15 protein-coding genes are annotated in these 16,644 nt (G+C 34.6%); 13 read left to right on the top strand and 2 right to left on the bottom strand.

Going from position 1 to position 16,644, the window contains the following annotated elements; all coding sequences use genetic code 11:
* Window positions 1-32: 32 nt before the first annotated feature.
* From C7J89_RS02830 to cysC, 10 genes are all read left to right on the top strand, one after another.
* Window positions 33-1,100, top strand: coding sequence for a M20 family metallopeptidase (locus C7J89_RS02830; protein ID WP_103294640.1), 1,068 nt, complete (start codon window positions 33-35; stop codon window positions 1,098-1,100).
* A gap of 343 nt (window positions 1,101-1,443) precedes the next feature.
* Window positions 1,444-2,178 carry a phosphoadenylyl-sulfate reductase gene (locus C7J89_RS02835; RefSeq protein ID WP_061853863.1) on the top strand — a complete coding sequence of 245 codons (735 nt, stop codon included), beginning with the start codon at window positions 1,444-1,446 and terminating at the stop codon, window positions 2,176-2,178.
* A gap of 228 nt (window positions 2,179-2,406) precedes the next feature.
* Window positions 2,407-4,233, top strand: coding sequence for an assimilatory sulfite reductase (NADPH) flavoprotein subunit (locus C7J89_RS02840; RefSeq protein ID WP_103294641.1), 1,827 nt, complete (start codon window positions 2,407-2,409; stop codon window positions 4,231-4,233).
* Window positions 4,234-4,253: 20 nt separating this feature from the next.
* Complete coding sequence (locus C7J89_RS02845) at window positions 4,254-5,963, top strand: NADPH-dependent assimilatory sulfite reductase hemoprotein subunit (protein ID WP_103294642.1); 1,710 nt, start codon at window positions 4,254-4,256, stop codon at window positions 5,961-5,963.
* A 25-nt stretch (window positions 5,964-5,988) separates the two neighbouring features.
* Window positions 5,989-6,762, top strand: a complete 774-nt coding sequence (gene cobA, locus C7J89_RS02850) for a uroporphyrinogen-III C-methyltransferase (protein WP_103294643.1) — start codon at window positions 5,989-5,991, stop codon at window positions 6,760-6,762.
* A 17-nt stretch (window positions 6,763-6,779) separates the two neighbouring features.
* A complete protein-coding gene (locus C7J89_RS02855) occupies window positions 6,780-7,523 on the top strand; it encodes a sirohydrochlorin chelatase (RefSeq protein WP_103294644.1) in 744 nt (247 codons plus the stop codon).
* 17 nt (window positions 7,524-7,540) lie between these two features.
* Window positions 7,541-8,152 (top strand): NAD(P)-binding protein, encoded by a 612-nt coding sequence (locus C7J89_RS02860; RefSeq protein ID WP_159031766.1) that lies wholly within the window; start codon window positions 7,541-7,543, stop codon window positions 8,150-8,152.
* 24 nt (window positions 8,153-8,176) lie between these two features.
* A complete protein-coding gene (locus C7J89_RS02865; RefSeq protein ID WP_103294646.1) occupies window positions 8,177-9,085 on the top strand; it encodes a sulfite exporter TauE/SafE family protein in 909 nt (302 codons plus the stop codon).
* Between the two features lie 19 nt (window positions 9,086-9,104).
* A complete protein-coding gene (sat, locus tag C7J89_RS02870; RefSeq protein WP_103294647.1) occupies window positions 9,105-10,289 on the top strand; it encodes a sulfate adenylyltransferase in 1,185 nt (394 codons plus the stop codon).
* Window positions 10,290-10,305: 16 nt separating this feature from the next.
* Window positions 10,306-10,905, top strand: coding sequence for an adenylyl-sulfate kinase (gene cysC, locus C7J89_RS02875; RefSeq protein WP_103294648.1), 600 nt, complete (start codon window positions 10,306-10,308; stop codon window positions 10,903-10,905).
* Window positions 10,906-11,236: 331 nt separating this feature from the next.
* On the opposite strand, the gene C7J89_RS02880 is transcribed toward cysC, so the two are convergent.
* Window positions 11,237-12,382 (bottom strand): globin domain-containing protein, encoded by a 1,146-nt coding sequence (locus tag C7J89_RS02880; RefSeq protein WP_103294649.1) that lies wholly within the window; start codon window positions 12,380-12,382, stop codon window positions 11,237-11,239.
* A 384-nt stretch (window positions 12,383-12,766) separates the two neighbouring features.
* Here C7J89_RS02880 and C7J89_RS02885 point away from each other — a divergent pair, with 384 nt between their 5' ends.
* From C7J89_RS02885 to C7J89_RS02895, 3 genes are all read left to right on the top strand, one after another.
* On the top strand, window positions 12,767-13,381 hold the full coding sequence (locus tag C7J89_RS02885; protein ID WP_103294650.1) for a phosphatase PAP2 family protein: 615 nt from the start codon (window positions 12,767-12,769) through the stop codon (window positions 13,379-13,381).
* 181 nt (window positions 13,382-13,562) lie between these two features.
* Window positions 13,563-14,351 carry a sulfite exporter TauE/SafE family protein gene (locus C7J89_RS02890; RefSeq protein ID WP_061853853.1) on the top strand — a complete coding sequence of 263 codons (789 nt, stop codon included), beginning with the start codon at window positions 13,563-13,565 and terminating at the stop codon, window positions 14,349-14,351.
* 136 nt (window positions 14,352-14,487) lie between these two features.
* Window positions 14,488-15,117, top strand: a complete 630-nt coding sequence (locus C7J89_RS02895; RefSeq protein ID WP_061853852.1) for a nitroreductase family protein — start codon at window positions 14,488-14,490, stop codon at window positions 15,115-15,117.
* 51 nt (window positions 15,118-15,168) lie between these two features.
* On the opposite strand, the gene C7J89_RS02900 is transcribed toward C7J89_RS02895, so the two are convergent.
* Window positions 15,169-16,356, bottom strand: coding sequence for an amidohydrolase (locus tag C7J89_RS02900; RefSeq protein ID WP_103294651.1), 1,188 nt, complete (start codon window positions 16,354-16,356; stop codon window positions 15,169-15,171).
* Window positions 16,357-16,644 lie beyond the last annotated feature (288 nt).

Genomic DNA, 16,644 nt, shown 5'->3' on the forward strand with positions numbered 1-16,644 from the left:
TTTTTCAAAATTAATAGACGGAGGGGTATAAGATGAGCAAAACAATAGAGTTACTACAACAATTAATTAAATACGATAGTTCTGATAAAACCGTCGCTAATGAAACAATCGACTTTTGTAAGCAGTGGTTGGCAAACGAAGGGCTCACTGCTGAGATCGTAACGAATAATGGTTTTAATATGCTAATTTGTGAAGTAGGACAAGGGGATAAAACATTAGTATTAAATGGACATGTCGATGTCGTAAGTGGTAAAGAAACGCAATTCGACCCTGTAATTGAAGATGGTAAGCTATATGGGCGTGGTAGTGCAGATATGAAAGCCGGTGTTGCGGCAATTATGGTTGCCATTTCCGAATTAAATAAACTGAATTTAAAACAAACTAAAGTCCAATTGCAGCTCGTAACTGATGAAGAAGTTGGTGGCGGTAATTGCGCTAATTATTTAACTAACGAAGGTTATTTAGGCGATTTCGTTATTTGTCCTGAACCAACGCAAATCGATATTGGTTTTCAGGCAAAAGGTATTTTGCAAATCGATATTGAATTGTCAGGTTCATCGGCACATGGTAGTCGTCCGTGGGAAGGTGTAAACGCTATTGCTAAAGCGTTTGAAGTTTATAACCAATTGTTAACATTACCGTTTGCGAGTGAAAGTACGGAATTTTACGACGGTCCGTCTATTAATTTAGCTAAAATACACGGTGGAGACGTTTATAATAAAGTGCCTGACGCATGTACATTATCTTTTGATATTCGTTATTTACCGACGCAAAATAAAGCACAAATATTAAAAGAAATAGAAAGCATTACCGATGGAAAAATACATATAAATCTTGAAGGACCACCGGTTATGAATGATAAAAATGAACCATATATTCAACAATTAGTCACTGCCATTAAACAACATACAAATAAAGATGAAGTGAAATTATTTGGACAACATGGTTTTGCAGATACGCGTTATTTCTCTCGATTTAATGTGCCTGCCGTCGAATTTGGACCAAGTGGTAACCATTGGCATGGAGATGGAGAATACGTTGAAGTTGAATCTGTCGACAATTATAAAGATATTATTGTCACATTCGCTCAAAATATTTAATTTAGAGGTACGTTAGACTGAGGGAATGCTATAAATAAAACGATGATGTAAATAAGTGTAAATATTTTAGAAATAAGCCAGTTTAAAATTAATGTAATTAAATTATATTATTTTGGAAATAAAAAGTGTTTATTTTTTGATTAATATAGATGCTTACATCATCGTGTTTATAGCCTTTTTATGCGCTTTTATATAGGGTTTAGCTTTTAAATTTGTATTGACATGTATATGTGCATCGGGTATGGTAATTAGCATAATTATTATTTTCTAAAAATTCTAAATTAGAGTTTTTGCTAGAGCCAATAATGTAGTAATTTAATAATGCGAGGGGGCCTATAATTTTATGACAGAAACAAAGGTTACCTATAATAATTTTACTTCCGACGTGTTTCAAGACATCGATATAGATAATGAAACTAAAGGCGCTTATGAAGTATTAAAATGGGCGTATGACAGTTACGGAGATAACATTATTTATTCTTGTAGCTTTGGTGCAGAGGGTATGATTTTAATAGATTTAATATCAAAAGTAAGACCCGACGCTAAGATAGTTTTTCTAGACACAGATTTACACTTTCAAGAAACATACGATCTCATTGACCGAGTGAAAGAAAGATACCCTGAGTTAAATATTGAACTTAAAAAACCGGATTTAACGTTAGATGAGCAATCTGAACAATATGGTCCAGCATTATGGAAAAAAGATCCTAATCAATGTTGCTATATACGAAAGATTAAGCCATTAGAAGAAGTGTTATCTGGTGCGACAGCTTGGGTTTCAGGATTACGACGCGAACAATCCCCAAGTCGACAAAACACTAACTTTTTAAATAAAGATGAGCGTTTTAAATCAATCAAAGTTTGTCCGTTAATCCATTGGACATGGGATGATGTATGGCAATACATTGAACGACATGATTTAACTTATAATGAACTACATGATTTTAATTATCCAAGTATCGGATGCATACCATGTACTTCAGCCGTTTCAGCCTCTGGAGATTCACGTGAGGGCAGATGGTCTGGCTTTGGTAAGACAGAGTGTGGGCTTCATACAGTAGATAATAATTCTAAGTAACAGACAGTGCTATTTTAAGATAGCTTATTTTTAAAAGCATAAAACCTAGTATTCTAATTGGAATTATACGTTTATAAATTTATAATATAAACATACCTATTTCTTAAGCAGTTTTTATAAGAATATTATATATTATATTTATAAAGCGAAATGACTAGAATTGATAGTTTTTTCGCACTATTCCAATTACAGTACTAGTCAAATATTAATATATGAGGTGAAATTCCCTTGCAATTTAGCGTAACGAACAGTCCATTTAATGAAGAACAAGCAGCACAATTAAATCAACTATTACAATCGTTGACACCTGAACAACGTCTGTGGTTGAGCGGTTATTTAGCTGCAAATCAACAAGCATCTACGACAAGTGATAATACACAACAGATACAACAAGTACCCGAAGCAGCACCAAGTGCTGAAGCCGTAAAACCAAGAGATATTACAGTGCTTTATGGTTCGGAAACAGGCAATGCACAAAGTCTTGCTGAATTATTAGACCAAAGGCTAACTGAAAATGGTTATACAGTAACACTATCTTCAATGGATGCCTTTAAAACGAAAGATCTGAAAAAAGTTGAAGATTTATTTATCGTTTCAGCGACCCACGGTGAAGGAGACCCACCAGATAACGCTATAACATTCCATGAATTTTTACATAGTAGAAAAGCGCCTAAATTAGAAGGGGTACGTTATTCAGTATTAGCCTTAGGTGATGAATCATATGAATTCTTCTGTCAAACAGGGAAAGACTTCGATGCACGCTTAGCTGAATTAGGCGGCGAACGTTTAACACATAGAGTTGATTGTGATTTAGACTTTGATGAACCAGCAGAAAATTGGATGCAAAATGTTTTAGAAGCATTGAGCGGTCCAAATGATAACCGTGCTACAGTGGCAGAAACTACTGAAACTGTACAATCTGCAAAAGAGAAAAAATATTCTAAATCAAACCCTTATGAAGCGGAAGTATTAGAAAACATTAACTTAACAGGACGCGGTTCTAATAAAGAAGTAAGACACGTTGAATTATTATTAGATAATTATGGTGAAGGATTTGAACCGGGAGATTGTTTAGCGATAATTCCTGAAAATGATCCAGTCATAGTTACACAACTTATCAGCTTACTTGGTTGGGATCCAGAACTGACAGTTGAAATAGATAACAAAGGAAACACGGCTTCCTTAACTGAAGCATTTACTGAGCATTTTGAGATTACTAAATTAACAATTCCTTTAGTGAAAAAATTAGCGGAATTAGTTGACGATGAATCATTAAATGCCAAATTAGCCGAAGATGGTTGGGTTCAAACTTACGTTGAAGGACGTGACTTAATCGATTTCTTCAAAGCGTATAATGCTTCAAATATTCAACCAAGCGACTTGCTAGAAGCGCTAAGAAAATTACCAGCTAGAGAATACTCAATCGCAAGCAGTTATAAGGCGAATCCTGATGAAGTGCATATAACAGTAGGTGCTGTAAGATATAACGCTCACGATAGAGACCGCGAAGGCGTTTGTTCAATTCAATTAGCTGAACGCGTGCAACCGGGTGATACTGTGAAAATGTATCTAAAGAAAAACCCGAATTTTAAATTCCCATTTGAGGAAGATAAAAAAGTAATTATGATTGGTCCGGGAACAGGCGTAGCACCATTCAGAAGTTATCTTGAAGAACGTGAAGAATTAGACTTAAAAGGTAACACTTGGTTATTTTTCGGAGAACAACATTTTACGACAGACTTCTTATATCAAACAGATTGGCAAACGTGGTTAAATGATGGCATATTAAGCAAATTAGACGTTGCCTTTTCTCGTGACACTGATGAAAAAGTATATGTTCAACACCGTATCGAAGAGAACAGCGAATTATTCTTCCAATGGTTAGAAGAAGGAGCTGCCATTTACGTATGTGGCGATGAAAAATATATGGCTAAAGATGTTAATGAAGCTATTCTTCGCGTCATCGCAAAAGAAGGTAACATGAGCGAAGCAGATGCAGAAGCATACTTGAATCAAATGAAAACAGAAAAGAGATATCAACGCGATATTTATTAAGATTAGAAAGGGATGAAAGCATGGCTGATTTTAATTCAGAGTTATTAGAAAAACTCGATGAAATGGAACGAATTAAAGCAGAGAGTAATTACCTTAGAGGAACTATCGCTGAAGGTTTAGAAGATCCAATAACTGGGTCAATTGTCGAAGATGATACAAAATTATTAAAATTCCACGGTAGTTACATGCAAGATGATAGAGACTTACGTGATGAGCGACGTAAACAAAAATTAGAACCGGCATATAGTTTTATGATTAGAGTCCGTGTACCTGGAGGTACTGCTACACCTGAACAATGGATCGCAATGGATGATATTTCAGACGCTTATGCTAATCACACAATTAAATTAACAACAAGACAAGCGTTCCAATTCCACGGCATATTAAAACGTAATCTTAAATCATCCATGCAAAGTATAAATAACGCACTAATGGATTCACTTGCAGCTTGTGGTGACGTAAACCGTAACGTTATGTGTAATCCAAACCCTTACCAATCTGGAGTACATGAGGAGGTAAATGAATACGCATCACAAATTAGTAATCATTTATCGCCACAAACAGGTGCTTACCATGAAATTTGGTTAGATGGTGAAAAAGTATTAAGCACGAGTGAAGAAGTAGAACCAATGTATGGTCACACATACTTACCACGTAAATTTAAAATTGGTATTTCGGTACCACCATCTAATGATGTAGATGTCTATTCACAAGACATTGGATTAATTGCCATAACAGATGAAGATGAAAAATTAATAGGCTTCAATATCTCCGTTGGTGGAGGTATGGGTATGAAACATGGTATGCCAGAAACTTACCCACAAGTAGGTAAATTGTTAGGCTATGTACCTAAAGATAAAATTATCGATGTATGTGAAAAGATATTAACAATACAACGTGACTATGGTAATCGTAAAGACCGTACAAACGCACGTTTCAAATATACAGTTGATAGAGTTGGCTTAGAGTGGGTACGAGAAGAACTTAACAGACGTCTAGGGTATGAAATTGAAGCAACACGTGATTTCCATTTTGAGCACAATGGTGACCGTTATGGTTGGACAGAAGGAAGCGGTAAATGGCATTTTACATTATTTATTCAAAATGGCCGTGTCAAAGATACAAAAGACTATAAATTAAAAACTGCGTTAAGAGCTATCGCTGAAATACACACTGGTGATTTCAGACTTTCTCCTAACCAAAATTTAGTTATAGCAAACGTTTCTGAAGAACAAAAACCAGCTATTCAAGAAATTATTGATGAATATGGAATTACTGATGGCGAAAATTATTCAGGTCTACGTCGTAACTCAATGGCATGTGTAGCATTCCCTACATGTGGTTTAGCAATGGCCGAATCTGAACGTTATTTACCATCATTATTAAATAAAATCGAAGGTTTATTAGACGAAGCAGGTTTACAAGAAGAAGAAATTACGATTCGTATGACTGGTTGTCCTAACGGTTGTGCGAGACCAGCATTAGCAGAAATTGCATTTATTGGTAAAGCACCAGGTAAGTATAATTTATATCTTGGTGGGGGCTTTATTGGAGATAGATTAAATAAATTATATAAAGAAAATATTGGCGAAGAAGAAATTTTAGAAACATTAGGTCCAATTTTCCTTCAATATGCGAAAGAAAGAGAAGAAGGCGAGCACTTTGGTGACTTCGTTGTTCGCGCAGGTATTGTTGAAAAAGTTACAGATGGCCAAAAATTTCATAGCTAATATATTTCAAAAATGAGGTGGCATAATGGGAAAAGTATTTTTAGTTGGAGCCGGGCCTGGTGACCCAGATTTAATCACGGTCAAAGGCGTAAAAGCAATAGAACAAGCAGATGTAATATTATATGATCGTCTCGTTAATCAATCACTATTAGATTACGCATCATCTGAAGCAAAGTTAGTGTATTGCGGTAAACATCCAAACCATCATTCATTGCCACAAGAAGAAATAAATGATTTACTCGTTGACTTAGCACAAAATGGTAATACTGTTACGAGGCTTAAAGGCGGAGACCCATTTATCTTTGGAAGAGGTGGGGAAGAAGCTGAACAACTAGCGGCAGCGGATATACAATTTGAAATTGTTCCTGGTATTACATCAGGCGTTGCTGCTCCAGCTTATGCTGGTATTCCAGTAACACATCGTGATTATAGTTCGTCCGTAGCCTTTGTTACAGGTGTAATTAAAGATAGTGTCGATGCTGATGATTATTGGAAAAGTTTAGTGCACGGTCCTGATACGTTATGTATTTACATGGGCGTTAAAAAATTACCAGATATTTGTAGCCTATTATTAAAGCACGGTAAAAACGAAGATACACCCGTAGCGCTTGTTCATTATGGCACTACAGACAATCAACAAACAGTTACCGGAACTTTAACAGATATAGTGAAACGTGCAGAAGGCATTAAAAATCCAGCAATGATTATCGTTGGAGAGGTTGTTAAATTAAGAGATAAAATTAGTTGGTTTGAATCAACGCAACTTCAAGATAATTTGTTAGAAGCAATAAGTTATTAAATATTGGAGGTAGCGTTATGCGTGGAGTATTATATGTCAGCCATGGAAGTCGAATTGCTGAAGCAACTGCTGAGGCAATTCAATTTATTGAAGCTGTACAACACAAGGTAGATATCCCATTACAAGAGATATGCTTTTTAGAATTAGCTGAACCTACAGTAGCTCAAGGTATTGAAACATTAGTAGAAAAAGGCGCTACTGAAATTTCAGTTATACCTGTCTTGTTACTTAGCGCAGGTCATTACTTTAAAGACATTCCAGCCGAACTAGATGAAGCTAAACAGCACCATCCAGAACTTACGTTTACTTATGGGCAACCATTAGGCGTGCAATCTAGACTTACACATATACTAAAAGAACGTATAGATGAAACAAACGTCGTCCCACATGATGACGCTAAAATTTTAGTCGTTGGTCGTGGAAGTTATAATCCACAAACCAAGATTGATATTGAGGCTATTGCACATGAACTAGGTAATATAACTGGTTTTAAAGATATCGATGTATGTTATCTTGCAGCATGTAAACCATCTTTTGAAGATGCACTTTCATCTGCATTAGATTCAGAATATTCTCGAATTTTCATTGTACCCTATATATGGTTCACAGGCGTATTAGAGAAACATATTAGGCAAACAGTAGATGATTCAAAAGAACACGGAGATATTATATTGTGTGATCATTTAGGACATCACGAAGCGATGAAAGAGGCATTAAAAGATCGCGTCTATGAAACATTAACAACAGCACCACAACAATAAAGAAAGGGGTAATGATAATGTCATTCATGCCGTTATTAATAGATTTGTCAGCAAAACATGTCGTAGTTATTGGTGGCGGTAAAATTGCAGAACGTAGAGTTAAAACGTTACTGCAGTATATCTCACATCTCGACATTGTCAGCCCTCATTTAACAGAAACGTTGGCATACTATAATGAACAAGGTTTCGTAACTTGGCATGCAAAAAAATATGAGTTATCTGATATAAATAATGCGGATTTTATCATTATAGCCACGAATAACAGAACAGTGAATAATGAGATTAAAGCACAAGCACCGGCACATGCGCTAGTTAATATGTCTAGTGAAGCTAATTCAGGTAATACAGTGTTTCCTGCAATCATTCAACGAAGCAAATTATCTATCGCCATATCTACGAGTGGCGCCAGTCCAAAACTTACTGCTGATATAGTTCGACAATTAAAGGAACAATATACAGAAGATTATGGAGCTTACGTAGATTTTTTATATGAATATCGACAAGCGGTAAAGCAACTTAATGTTAATGAACAGAAAAAGAATCAATTGTTAAAAGAAGTGTTAGCCGACGAATATAAACAACCGGCGCAGCAACAAAAAGCATTAAGTTGGCTCAATTCACAAATATGATAGACGAAAGGAAGACAGTGCTAAATGAAAAAATTATTAATATTTGCACTCGCTGGATTCTTTGCACAAATGATTGATGGATCATTAGGTATGGGCTTCGGTGCAACGTCATCTTCTATATTATTAACAGCAGGTATTACGCCAGCTATTGTTTCTGCGACTATCCATTTTTCTGAAATTGCAACTACAGCAGCTTCAGGCGTCTCACATTATAAATTTAAAAATGTAGATAAGAAGATGGTTGTGAAGTTAGCACTTCCAGGTTCGATAGCAGCATTTATTGGTGCAGCCGTATTGAGTAAGTTAGACAGTGGCCTAATTAAACCCTTTATTTCAATATTTCTACTAACGATGGGCTTGTTTATTATTTATCAATTCGTCTTTAGGAAGCAACATGAAAGAAAATTAAAAGGCGGCACATTTTCTAAATGGCAAATTATACCTCAAGGAATTATCGCAGGATTTCTAGATACTATAGGCGGTGGTGGTTGGGGACCAGTCAACACCCCATTGTTTTTATCACGTAACAAAATTGAACCACGTTACGTAATTGGTACAGTATCTGCAAGTGAATTTTTCATTACTTTATCGGCATCAATTGGATTCATTATTTTCTTAGGATGGCATCTTATTGATATTGGTTTAGTCATTGCATTAGCTGTCGGTGGTGCCATAGCAGCGCCATTTGCAGCATGGATTGTGAAAATTTTGCCTGTGTATTTATTAGCAGTTTGCGTTGGAGGTATTATTATTTTCACAAATATTAATACATTATTAAGTACTTTTGTAGACGATCCTGTAGTGGGTAACATCGTGAAAATTGTAGTTATCGCTTTATGGTTTGCTTTAGCAATATTTACGTTATACCAAAACAAACAACTACCATTCCTGTCCCCTAAAAAACAAACTAACAAAATTGATCAAGCCAATTAACTAAAAAGGAGTAGACAAAATGACATTATCAAAAGAATTACTTGAAAATACGATTAAGCCACACGGTGGCGAACTTGTTAATAGACAAGTTGAAGGAACACGTAAAGAACAACTTATTTCACAAGCACAGACATTTCCAGCGCTTACTTTAAATCCTTGGAGTTTATCTGACCTAGAGTTAATCGCTATCGGTGGTTTCAGTCCACTAACTGGATTCATGGGTGAAGATGATTATACGAATGTCGTTGAAAATCTACATCTTGCCAATGGTTTAGTGTGGAGTATTCCTATCACATTACCAGTTACTGAAGCTGAAGCCGATGCTTTTGAAATTGGGCAACAAATTGCACTATACGGTGAAGATAACCATTTATATGGTGTATTAACGCTTGAAGAAAAATATACTTATGATAAAAAGAATGAAGCTCAAAAAGTTTATGGAACTACTGAAGTTGCGCACCCTGGTGTTCAAAAAGTATTTGAAAAAGGTAATGTTTATTTAGCAGGTCCTATCGAACTTGTAGACCGTCCTAAACATGATGAGTTTGTTGACTTTCATTTAGATCCATCTGAAACAAGACAATTATTTGCAGATTTAGGTTGGAAAACAGTAGTAGGCTTCCAAACTAGAAATCCAGTTCACCGTGCACATGAATATATTCAAAAAGCAGCTTTAGAATCTGTAGATGGACTATTGTTAAATCCTTTAGTTGGTGAAACAAAATCTGATGATATTCCTGCCGATGTACGTATGGAAAGTTACCAAGTCATTTTGAAACATTACTATCCTGCAGAACGCAATAGATTAGTAATTTATCCTGCGGCAATGCGCTATGCGGGTCCAAGAGAAGCTATTTTACATGCGACAGTACGTAAAAACTATGGCTGTACACATTTTATCGTGGGTAGAGATCACGCAGGAGTAGGCGATTATTATGGTACATATGACGCACAAGAGTTGATTGCACAATACGAAGACGAATTAGGTATTCAAATATTCAAATTTGAACATGCGTTTTACTGCACGAAATGTGACAACATGGCGACTGCTAAAACTTGTCCTCACGATCAGTCTTATCACGTTCATTTAAGCGGTACAAAAGTACGTGAGAAACTACGTAATGGCGAACAACTCCCAAAAGAATTCTCAAGACCAGAAGTTGCGGATGTATTGATTAAAGGATTACAAGAGACAAAGGCATAATTTAGGAGTGAAACGAATGAGCGAAGCGACAAATATAACATGGCATGATTCGGAAGTAACGAAACAACAACGACAACAACGTAACAACCACAAAAGTGCTGTAGTGTGGTTTACTGGATTATCGGGTTCAGGTAAATCAACGGTTTCAGTAGCGTTAGAAAAAGCACTTTTTGAGCAACAAGTGCATACTTATCGACTAGATGGTGACAACATTCGACACGGTTTGAATAATAATCTTGGTTTTAGTCCAGAAGACCGTAAAGAAAATATTCGACGTATTGGTGAAGTAGGAAAATTAATGGTTGATGCAGGATTATTAACGATGACTGCTTTTATTTCACCTTATGAAGAAGACAGAGAGCAAGTACGTGCAACATTAGATGATGGTGAATTTATCGAAGTTTATACAAAATGTAGTCTAGAAGGTTGTGAATCACGCGATCCTAAAGGCTTATATCAAAAAGCACGTGCAGGAGAAATACAAGGTTTTACAGGTATCAATGCACCGTATGAAGAGCCTACAAATCCGGAAATTGTTATCGATACAGAACAATTGTCGGTTGAGGATGCTGTAGAACAAATTATAAATTACCTGAAGGAAAATAAATACTTATAAAAGTATAAAAAATAGAGTCTAAAGGCATAATATTGTCTTCAGACTCTATTTTTAATCCTGAGATTTTGCCGTGCATGCTTGCCTTGATTTAGGATAGTATGGTTCGAGCCTGTAGTCTCTCACTCATACAATTCCCCAAGGCGCGTCAGCACGGTGCAACATCTTTGCCGGAGCGGGACTATAAAATCTGCTTTTAACAATCAGATTTTTGTCCCGCTCCGTTTTCATTTTAAAGAAGTTGTTAAAGGAATTTGTATTTAGTTTTTAAATATTTTGGTAAAAGTATTTAAACTATAATTGATCGTTTTATTATGAGGTTTTGTTAAGAATATTATACTGCGAAACTTAATCTTGGTACGAATGTTTCGAAGTGAATTTTACTTTCAGGAACATTTAGAGTTTGTAAGTTCACAATCATAGAGTTAATAAATGATTGACCACCACATACATAAATTTCTGTATTTTCATCGATAAGTTGTTTTAAATCTTCTGCTTTAATATAACCGTCTGTATCGCGATAGTGTAATTGTAAGTTGCTGTTATCATCTTGTTGTTCAATTGTTTTTAACACTTCTTCAAATGCAACGTTATCGCTATCAGAAGTTACTTGAACGAAAGTTGAAGGTGTATGTTCAGAAACTGCTTGTCTAAACATAGATACTAATGGTGTTACACCTACACCAGAACCTAGGAATAGTTGGTTGTTTTCATTGTTTACAATGCCGAAGCCGCCAACAGGTGCTGAAAGTGAAATAGTATCTCCAATTTCGACGTCATCGTGAAGAATAGTTGATACTTCACCTTCATGACCTTCTGAAACGTCTCTACGTACGCCAAATGTTAAATAATCTTTGCCGCCGTCAACGATTGAATAGTGTCTTTTCGCATTATAAGGTAATTTAGGACTATCGATATCTACTGTAATATATTGACCTGGTGTAAATTGACTTAAATCGATATCGTCAGATTTTACTGTGAATGATTTAATAATGCTAGTTTCTTGGTTGATATTAGTAACTTCAAATGGTTTGAAACCTGACCAAGCCATTTGTTCGTATACTTGTTTTTCTAATCCTATGAATGCGTCAGCTATCTCTTGATAAGCTTTACCCCAAGTTTGGATAACTTCACTATCGTCAGTTAAACCAGTAACTTCTTTAATAGCCCATAATAAATTTTCACCAACGATAGGATAGTGTTCTGGAAGTACTTGTAACGCACAGTGTTTGTAAACTACTGGCATAATTACAGGTACGATTGGTGATAAATCGTCAATGTGTTCTGCAGCTGCTAATACTGCCATGGCTAAAGCTGATGATTGTAAACCTTTTTTTTGGTTTGTTTGGTTAAAGATATTTTTTAATTCAGGATGTTCAATAAACAATCTATTATAGAATTTTGAAGTGATTGTTTGACCGTGTTCTTTTAGTAGTGGTACCGTTTCTCTAATTGTCTGTATTTCTTTTTCTGTTAACATTTTGAATACCTCCTCATTGATTACAACTACATTATCAACCTAAATTATTTTATATACAACAATAATAAATTAATGTCACAAAAGGTTCAAAATAATTTGACAAAATTAAAAACTTAATAAATATTTCATCGAAGTAGTATAAATATTTAACTAATAAAATGGATTTATTGTGAATGAAATAAATTACTTAATCGTTAATATATTAATGATTAAATTGAGCTATATGGCACTAAAGTATGATTGTTAAAAGGGAGTAAATTTGTTTAACTGATGATACTACTCAATTTTTAACAACAATATATGTTTTACAGTCGACTTGCATGGTAATATAAACTTTTAGATGAGTTTACTACAATTTAATTAGAAATAAAGGAGCTCCACATAATGAAAAAGATTTTCGGGATGATTATCCTATATGTACTGTTGATTGCCTTATTAATTGCGATAATTACTGGTGGCATTAGTGGCATTGATCAAGCAGTATATCAAGCGTTACATAAGTATTTAGATAATGACTTTTTAAATCTTATTTTAAGTATGTTATCTGCTATATTTGAACCATTTAATTGTTTAATTATGGTCCTTATAATTTTAGCTATACTATTCTTCGTTAATAGAGCTAAATTTTGGTTACTAGGATTTTGGAGTTTTTGTGTATTCTTAATTGGTACTATTATGAAATATGCAATTGAAAGACCTAGACCATCTACACATTTTGATGGTTATAGTTTCCCTAGTATGCACGTATTAAGTGTTTGCTTAGTAGTTAGTTTAGTTATTTTAGTTACGCGTAGTAGCTGGGCTAAAGTGATTGGTGTGATACTAATTGCAGGTATTATCGTATCAAGAATCTTCGTACATGCGCATTATTTCTCAGACACAATCGGTAGTTTACTTGTTATCGGGGTTATGTTGTTAACGTTAAATCATCAACATTTAAATGCATTATCACGTAATAAAAATACCGAACCTGAGACCGACACTTATATTGAAAGATAATGTTATATTTTAAAAGAACAAATTAATAATAGTTAATAGCGGGACTGAAATCTTGATGGTTTTAGTTCCGCTTTTGCTATGTCTAATACAATATAAATCTACTGACTAAAGTGCTATGTAAACATGTTAGAATATTTATATGTAAAAAATATATGTTCATGTTTATGAAAGGTGTGTAACTATGACAATTGTAGTGTTAATCCTGATTGGGATGATATCAGCTATAATAGGTTCATTAATCGGTGTAGGTGGCGGTATCATTATCGTTCCGACATTGGTTTATTTAGGTTCTAAAACAGATTTGCTTACAGGTATTACGACACAAACAGCAGTCGGCATTTCATCGTTAACTTTAGTCTTTACAGGTCTGTTTTCGATCATAGCTTATCGTAAGAAAGGTAAAAATACGATTGATCTTAAAAATGGTTTTTTATTTTCAATTGGAATTATACCGGGTTCATTGGTAGGCGCGTATTTAAGTCGCTTTTTAAATGATGTCTACTTTAATATTATTTTTGGTATTTTTCTATTTATCATTTCAATCGTATTAATAGTGAAGGATTATTTAGCGGCTAAAAAATCTTCGGATGCTGAAAAAAAGGTCAACACACCGGTAGCAATAATCTTTTCATTCTTTGTCGGTATTAGTGCAGGGCTCTTCGGTATAGGTGGAGGCGTTTTAATGACGCCATTAATGATTATTGCATTTAATTTTTCACCACACGTGGCAGTGGCTACCAGCATGATTATTATCTTTACTTCAAGTTTGGCAAGTACGTTAGGGCACGTCGTTCAAGGACATGTTATCTGGCATTATGGTTTAGTATTAATCATTGCAAGTTATATCGGTACTAAAATCGGTGTGACGATTAACCGCAGTATTGATTCGGCCAAGCTTTCAAACTTACTTAAAATAGTATTGATATTAATGAGTATTTATTTAATTTATAAAGGTTTTAGCAGTTTATAAAAGATCAAGAGTATATGTAAAATAAAAAAAATAATTAAAGTGAGCTTAAATCATTGCAATATTTGCATGATATAATTATTATACTCTATGTGGAATTAAATTAAGTGTAATTTATTATTAGAAAGAAGGAAGTAAAGTGACTGTAAATAATAGTTTTAGTGAAGTGTTAAACGGAAGAAAATCAATTAAATTATTTGATGAAAATTATAAAATCCCCCACGAAGAAATGGAAGAAATGATTCGTAAAGCAACAATGGCGCCATCTTCTGTTAACTTACAACCATGGAGATTTGTAGTGGTTGAAAGTGACGAAGGTAAAGACAAATTACGTCCATTAGTTCAATTTAATACTAACCAAAATGATACTTCATCAGCGATGATCGTTATTTTTGGAGACAAAGAAAGTCATGAAAACAGTGAATTTATTTATTCACAAGCAGTTGAAAATGATTTGATGCCTGCAGATGTAAAAGAGCAATTATTATCTAAAATTAATGAAGTGTATCAAACATATTCAGAACAAAAAATTAACGATGTTGTAAAAATTGATAGCAGTTTAGCAGCTATGCAATTTATGTTAGTTGCGAAAGAACATGGCTATGATACAAACCCAATTGGTGGCTTTGAAGAAGATCAAATCGCCGAAGCATTAGGTTTAGATTCTGAACGCTATGTGCCAGTAGTTATCATTGCAGTTGGTAAAGCAGCAAGAGAAGCACGTGCTTCTTATAGAATGCCTGTTGATAAAGTTATGCAATACGTATAAATAATTAAATAATAAGGCTATAACCTCAATTAAGAGGCTATAGCCTTATTTTTATTGCAATCTATCTAAAGCGATATCTGTAAGAGATTTTGCAGCTACAAGTAGACAGTCTTCATTAACATCAAATTTTGGATGATGATTCATATAAGGGTCTTCAACGTCATAGGGCTTACTACCGACAATATAAAATGTGCCAGGTATTTTTTGAAGATAGTATGCAAAATCTTCAGAGCCAGTAACAGGGGGGATTTCCATTAAATGTTGGAAGTAATCTCCTTTACTTTCTGATAATACACGAGCAACATTATCTGTTTCAGTAGGGTGATTGTATAACACAGGATAACCAAATGTATAATCCAAATCATAAGTAACATCAAAACCAAGCGCTACACTTTGCGCTATTTTATCGATTTCTTGATACATAAACTGTTCTAGTTCAGCATCTAAATAACGTGCAGTTCCCTTAATCGTTACTGAATCTTGAATAACATTGCTCGCACCAGGTGCTTCAAATGCACCGATAGTTACGACACCCATTTGTAATGGGTCAATTCTACGAGAAACTATAGTTTGAATGGAATTGACAAAATTTGTACCGGCAACAATCGCATCGTGCGTTTTATGAGGGCTCGAAGCATGTCCACCTAAACCGTTGATTTTAAGTGTGAACGTTGAACTTCCAGAAAATGCATTGTTTTTATTGTAGAGAATTGTATCTGGTGTAACGGCAGGGACGATATGAATGCCGTATACTTCATCTAAATCATCTAAGGCACCCGACTCTATGATTTGCTTTGCGCCACCAGGTGGTTGTTCTTCAGCGTGTTGATGGATTATTTTAATCTTACCAATAAGTTGATCTTTAACTTCGATTAAAGCGTCTGCTACACCTAGTAGATAGGCTGTATGTGCATCATGCCCACAAGCATGCATAACGCCTTCGTTTTCAGATTTGAAAGGTACATCTGTTTCTTCATTAATTGGTAAAGCATCAAAATCAGCGCGTAGTCCAATCGTTTTACCAGGTTTACCACTGTCAATTTCTACGATGATTGCGTGCGCACCTTGCACTGGTTGTGTCAATGTTACATCTTTACCTTCATAGAATGACTTAATATACTTTGCAGTATTTTCCTCTTCAAATGATAATTCAGGATGACGATGTAGATGACGACGATGCCCAATCATCTCTTGCTCTTTAGCTTCTAAAATTTGAAATAACTGCTCTTTTAGACTCATAAACATACACTTCTTTCTTAATTATAAATTGAAGCCCTCTAATATAGATGAATCATAGTGTTCATGTTATAAAATTAACCTCATTTAAAGAATTTTAGATTAATTAAATATACAATTCAAATTAAATAGTAAATAATAGGAAAATAAAGTGGTAGCAATTTAAAAATTAAATCATTTTGAATAGAGAAGGATATAAGTTTTATTGGGAATTGATAGGAAATACTAACTTTATTTTTACTTAAATAAGATAAGTTAAATATAAAAATCCTCCTTACTATTTGTTCAACA

Source organism: Staphylococcus kloosii (assembly GCF_003019255.1).
Taxonomy (GTDB): Bacteria; Bacillota; Bacilli; order Staphylococcales; family Staphylococcaceae; genus Staphylococcus; species Staphylococcus kloosii.

Coding starts and splice junctions, on each gene's coding strand:
- C7J89_RS02830 (WP_103294640.1), top strand. CDS start 33: ATGAGCAAAACAATAGAGTTACTACAACAATTAATTAAATACGATAGT.
- C7J89_RS02835 (WP_061853863.1), top strand. CDS start 1,444: ATGACAGAAACAAAGGTTACCTATAATAATTTTACTTCCGACGTGTTT.
- C7J89_RS02845 (WP_103294642.1), top strand. CDS start 4,254: ATGGCTGATTTTAATTCAGAGTTATTAGAAAAACTCGATGAAATGGAA.
- cobA (WP_103294643.1), top strand. CDS start 5,989: ATGGGAAAAGTATTTTTAGTTGGAGCCGGGCCTGGTGACCCAGATTTA.
- C7J89_RS02855 (WP_103294644.1), top strand. CDS start 6,780: ATGCGTGGAGTATTATATGTCAGCCATGGAAGTCGAATTGCTGAAGCA.
- C7J89_RS02860 (WP_159031766.1), top strand. CDS start 7,541: ATGTCATTCATGCCGTTATTAATAGATTTGTCAGCAAAACATGTCGTA.
- C7J89_RS02865 (WP_103294646.1), top strand. CDS start 8,177: ATGAAAAAATTATTAATATTTGCACTCGCTGGATTCTTTGCACAAATG.
- sat (WP_103294647.1), top strand. CDS start 9,105: ATGACATTATCAAAAGAATTACTTGAAAATACGATTAAGCCACACGGT.
- cysC (WP_103294648.1), top strand. CDS start 10,306: ATGAGCGAAGCGACAAATATAACATGGCATGATTCGGAAGTAACGAAA.
- C7J89_RS02880 (WP_103294649.1), bottom strand. CDS start 12,382: ATGTTAACAGAAAAAGAAATACAGACAATTAGAGAAACGGTACCACTA.
- C7J89_RS02885 (WP_103294650.1), top strand. CDS start 12,767: ATGAAAAAGATTTTCGGGATGATTATCCTATATGTACTGTTGATTGCC.
- C7J89_RS02890 (WP_061853853.1), top strand. CDS start 13,563: ATGACAATTGTAGTGTTAATCCTGATTGGGATGATATCAGCTATAATA.
- C7J89_RS02900 (WP_103294651.1), bottom strand. CDS start 16,356: ATGAGTCTAAAAGAGCAGTTATTTCAAATTTTAGAAGCTAAAGAGCAA.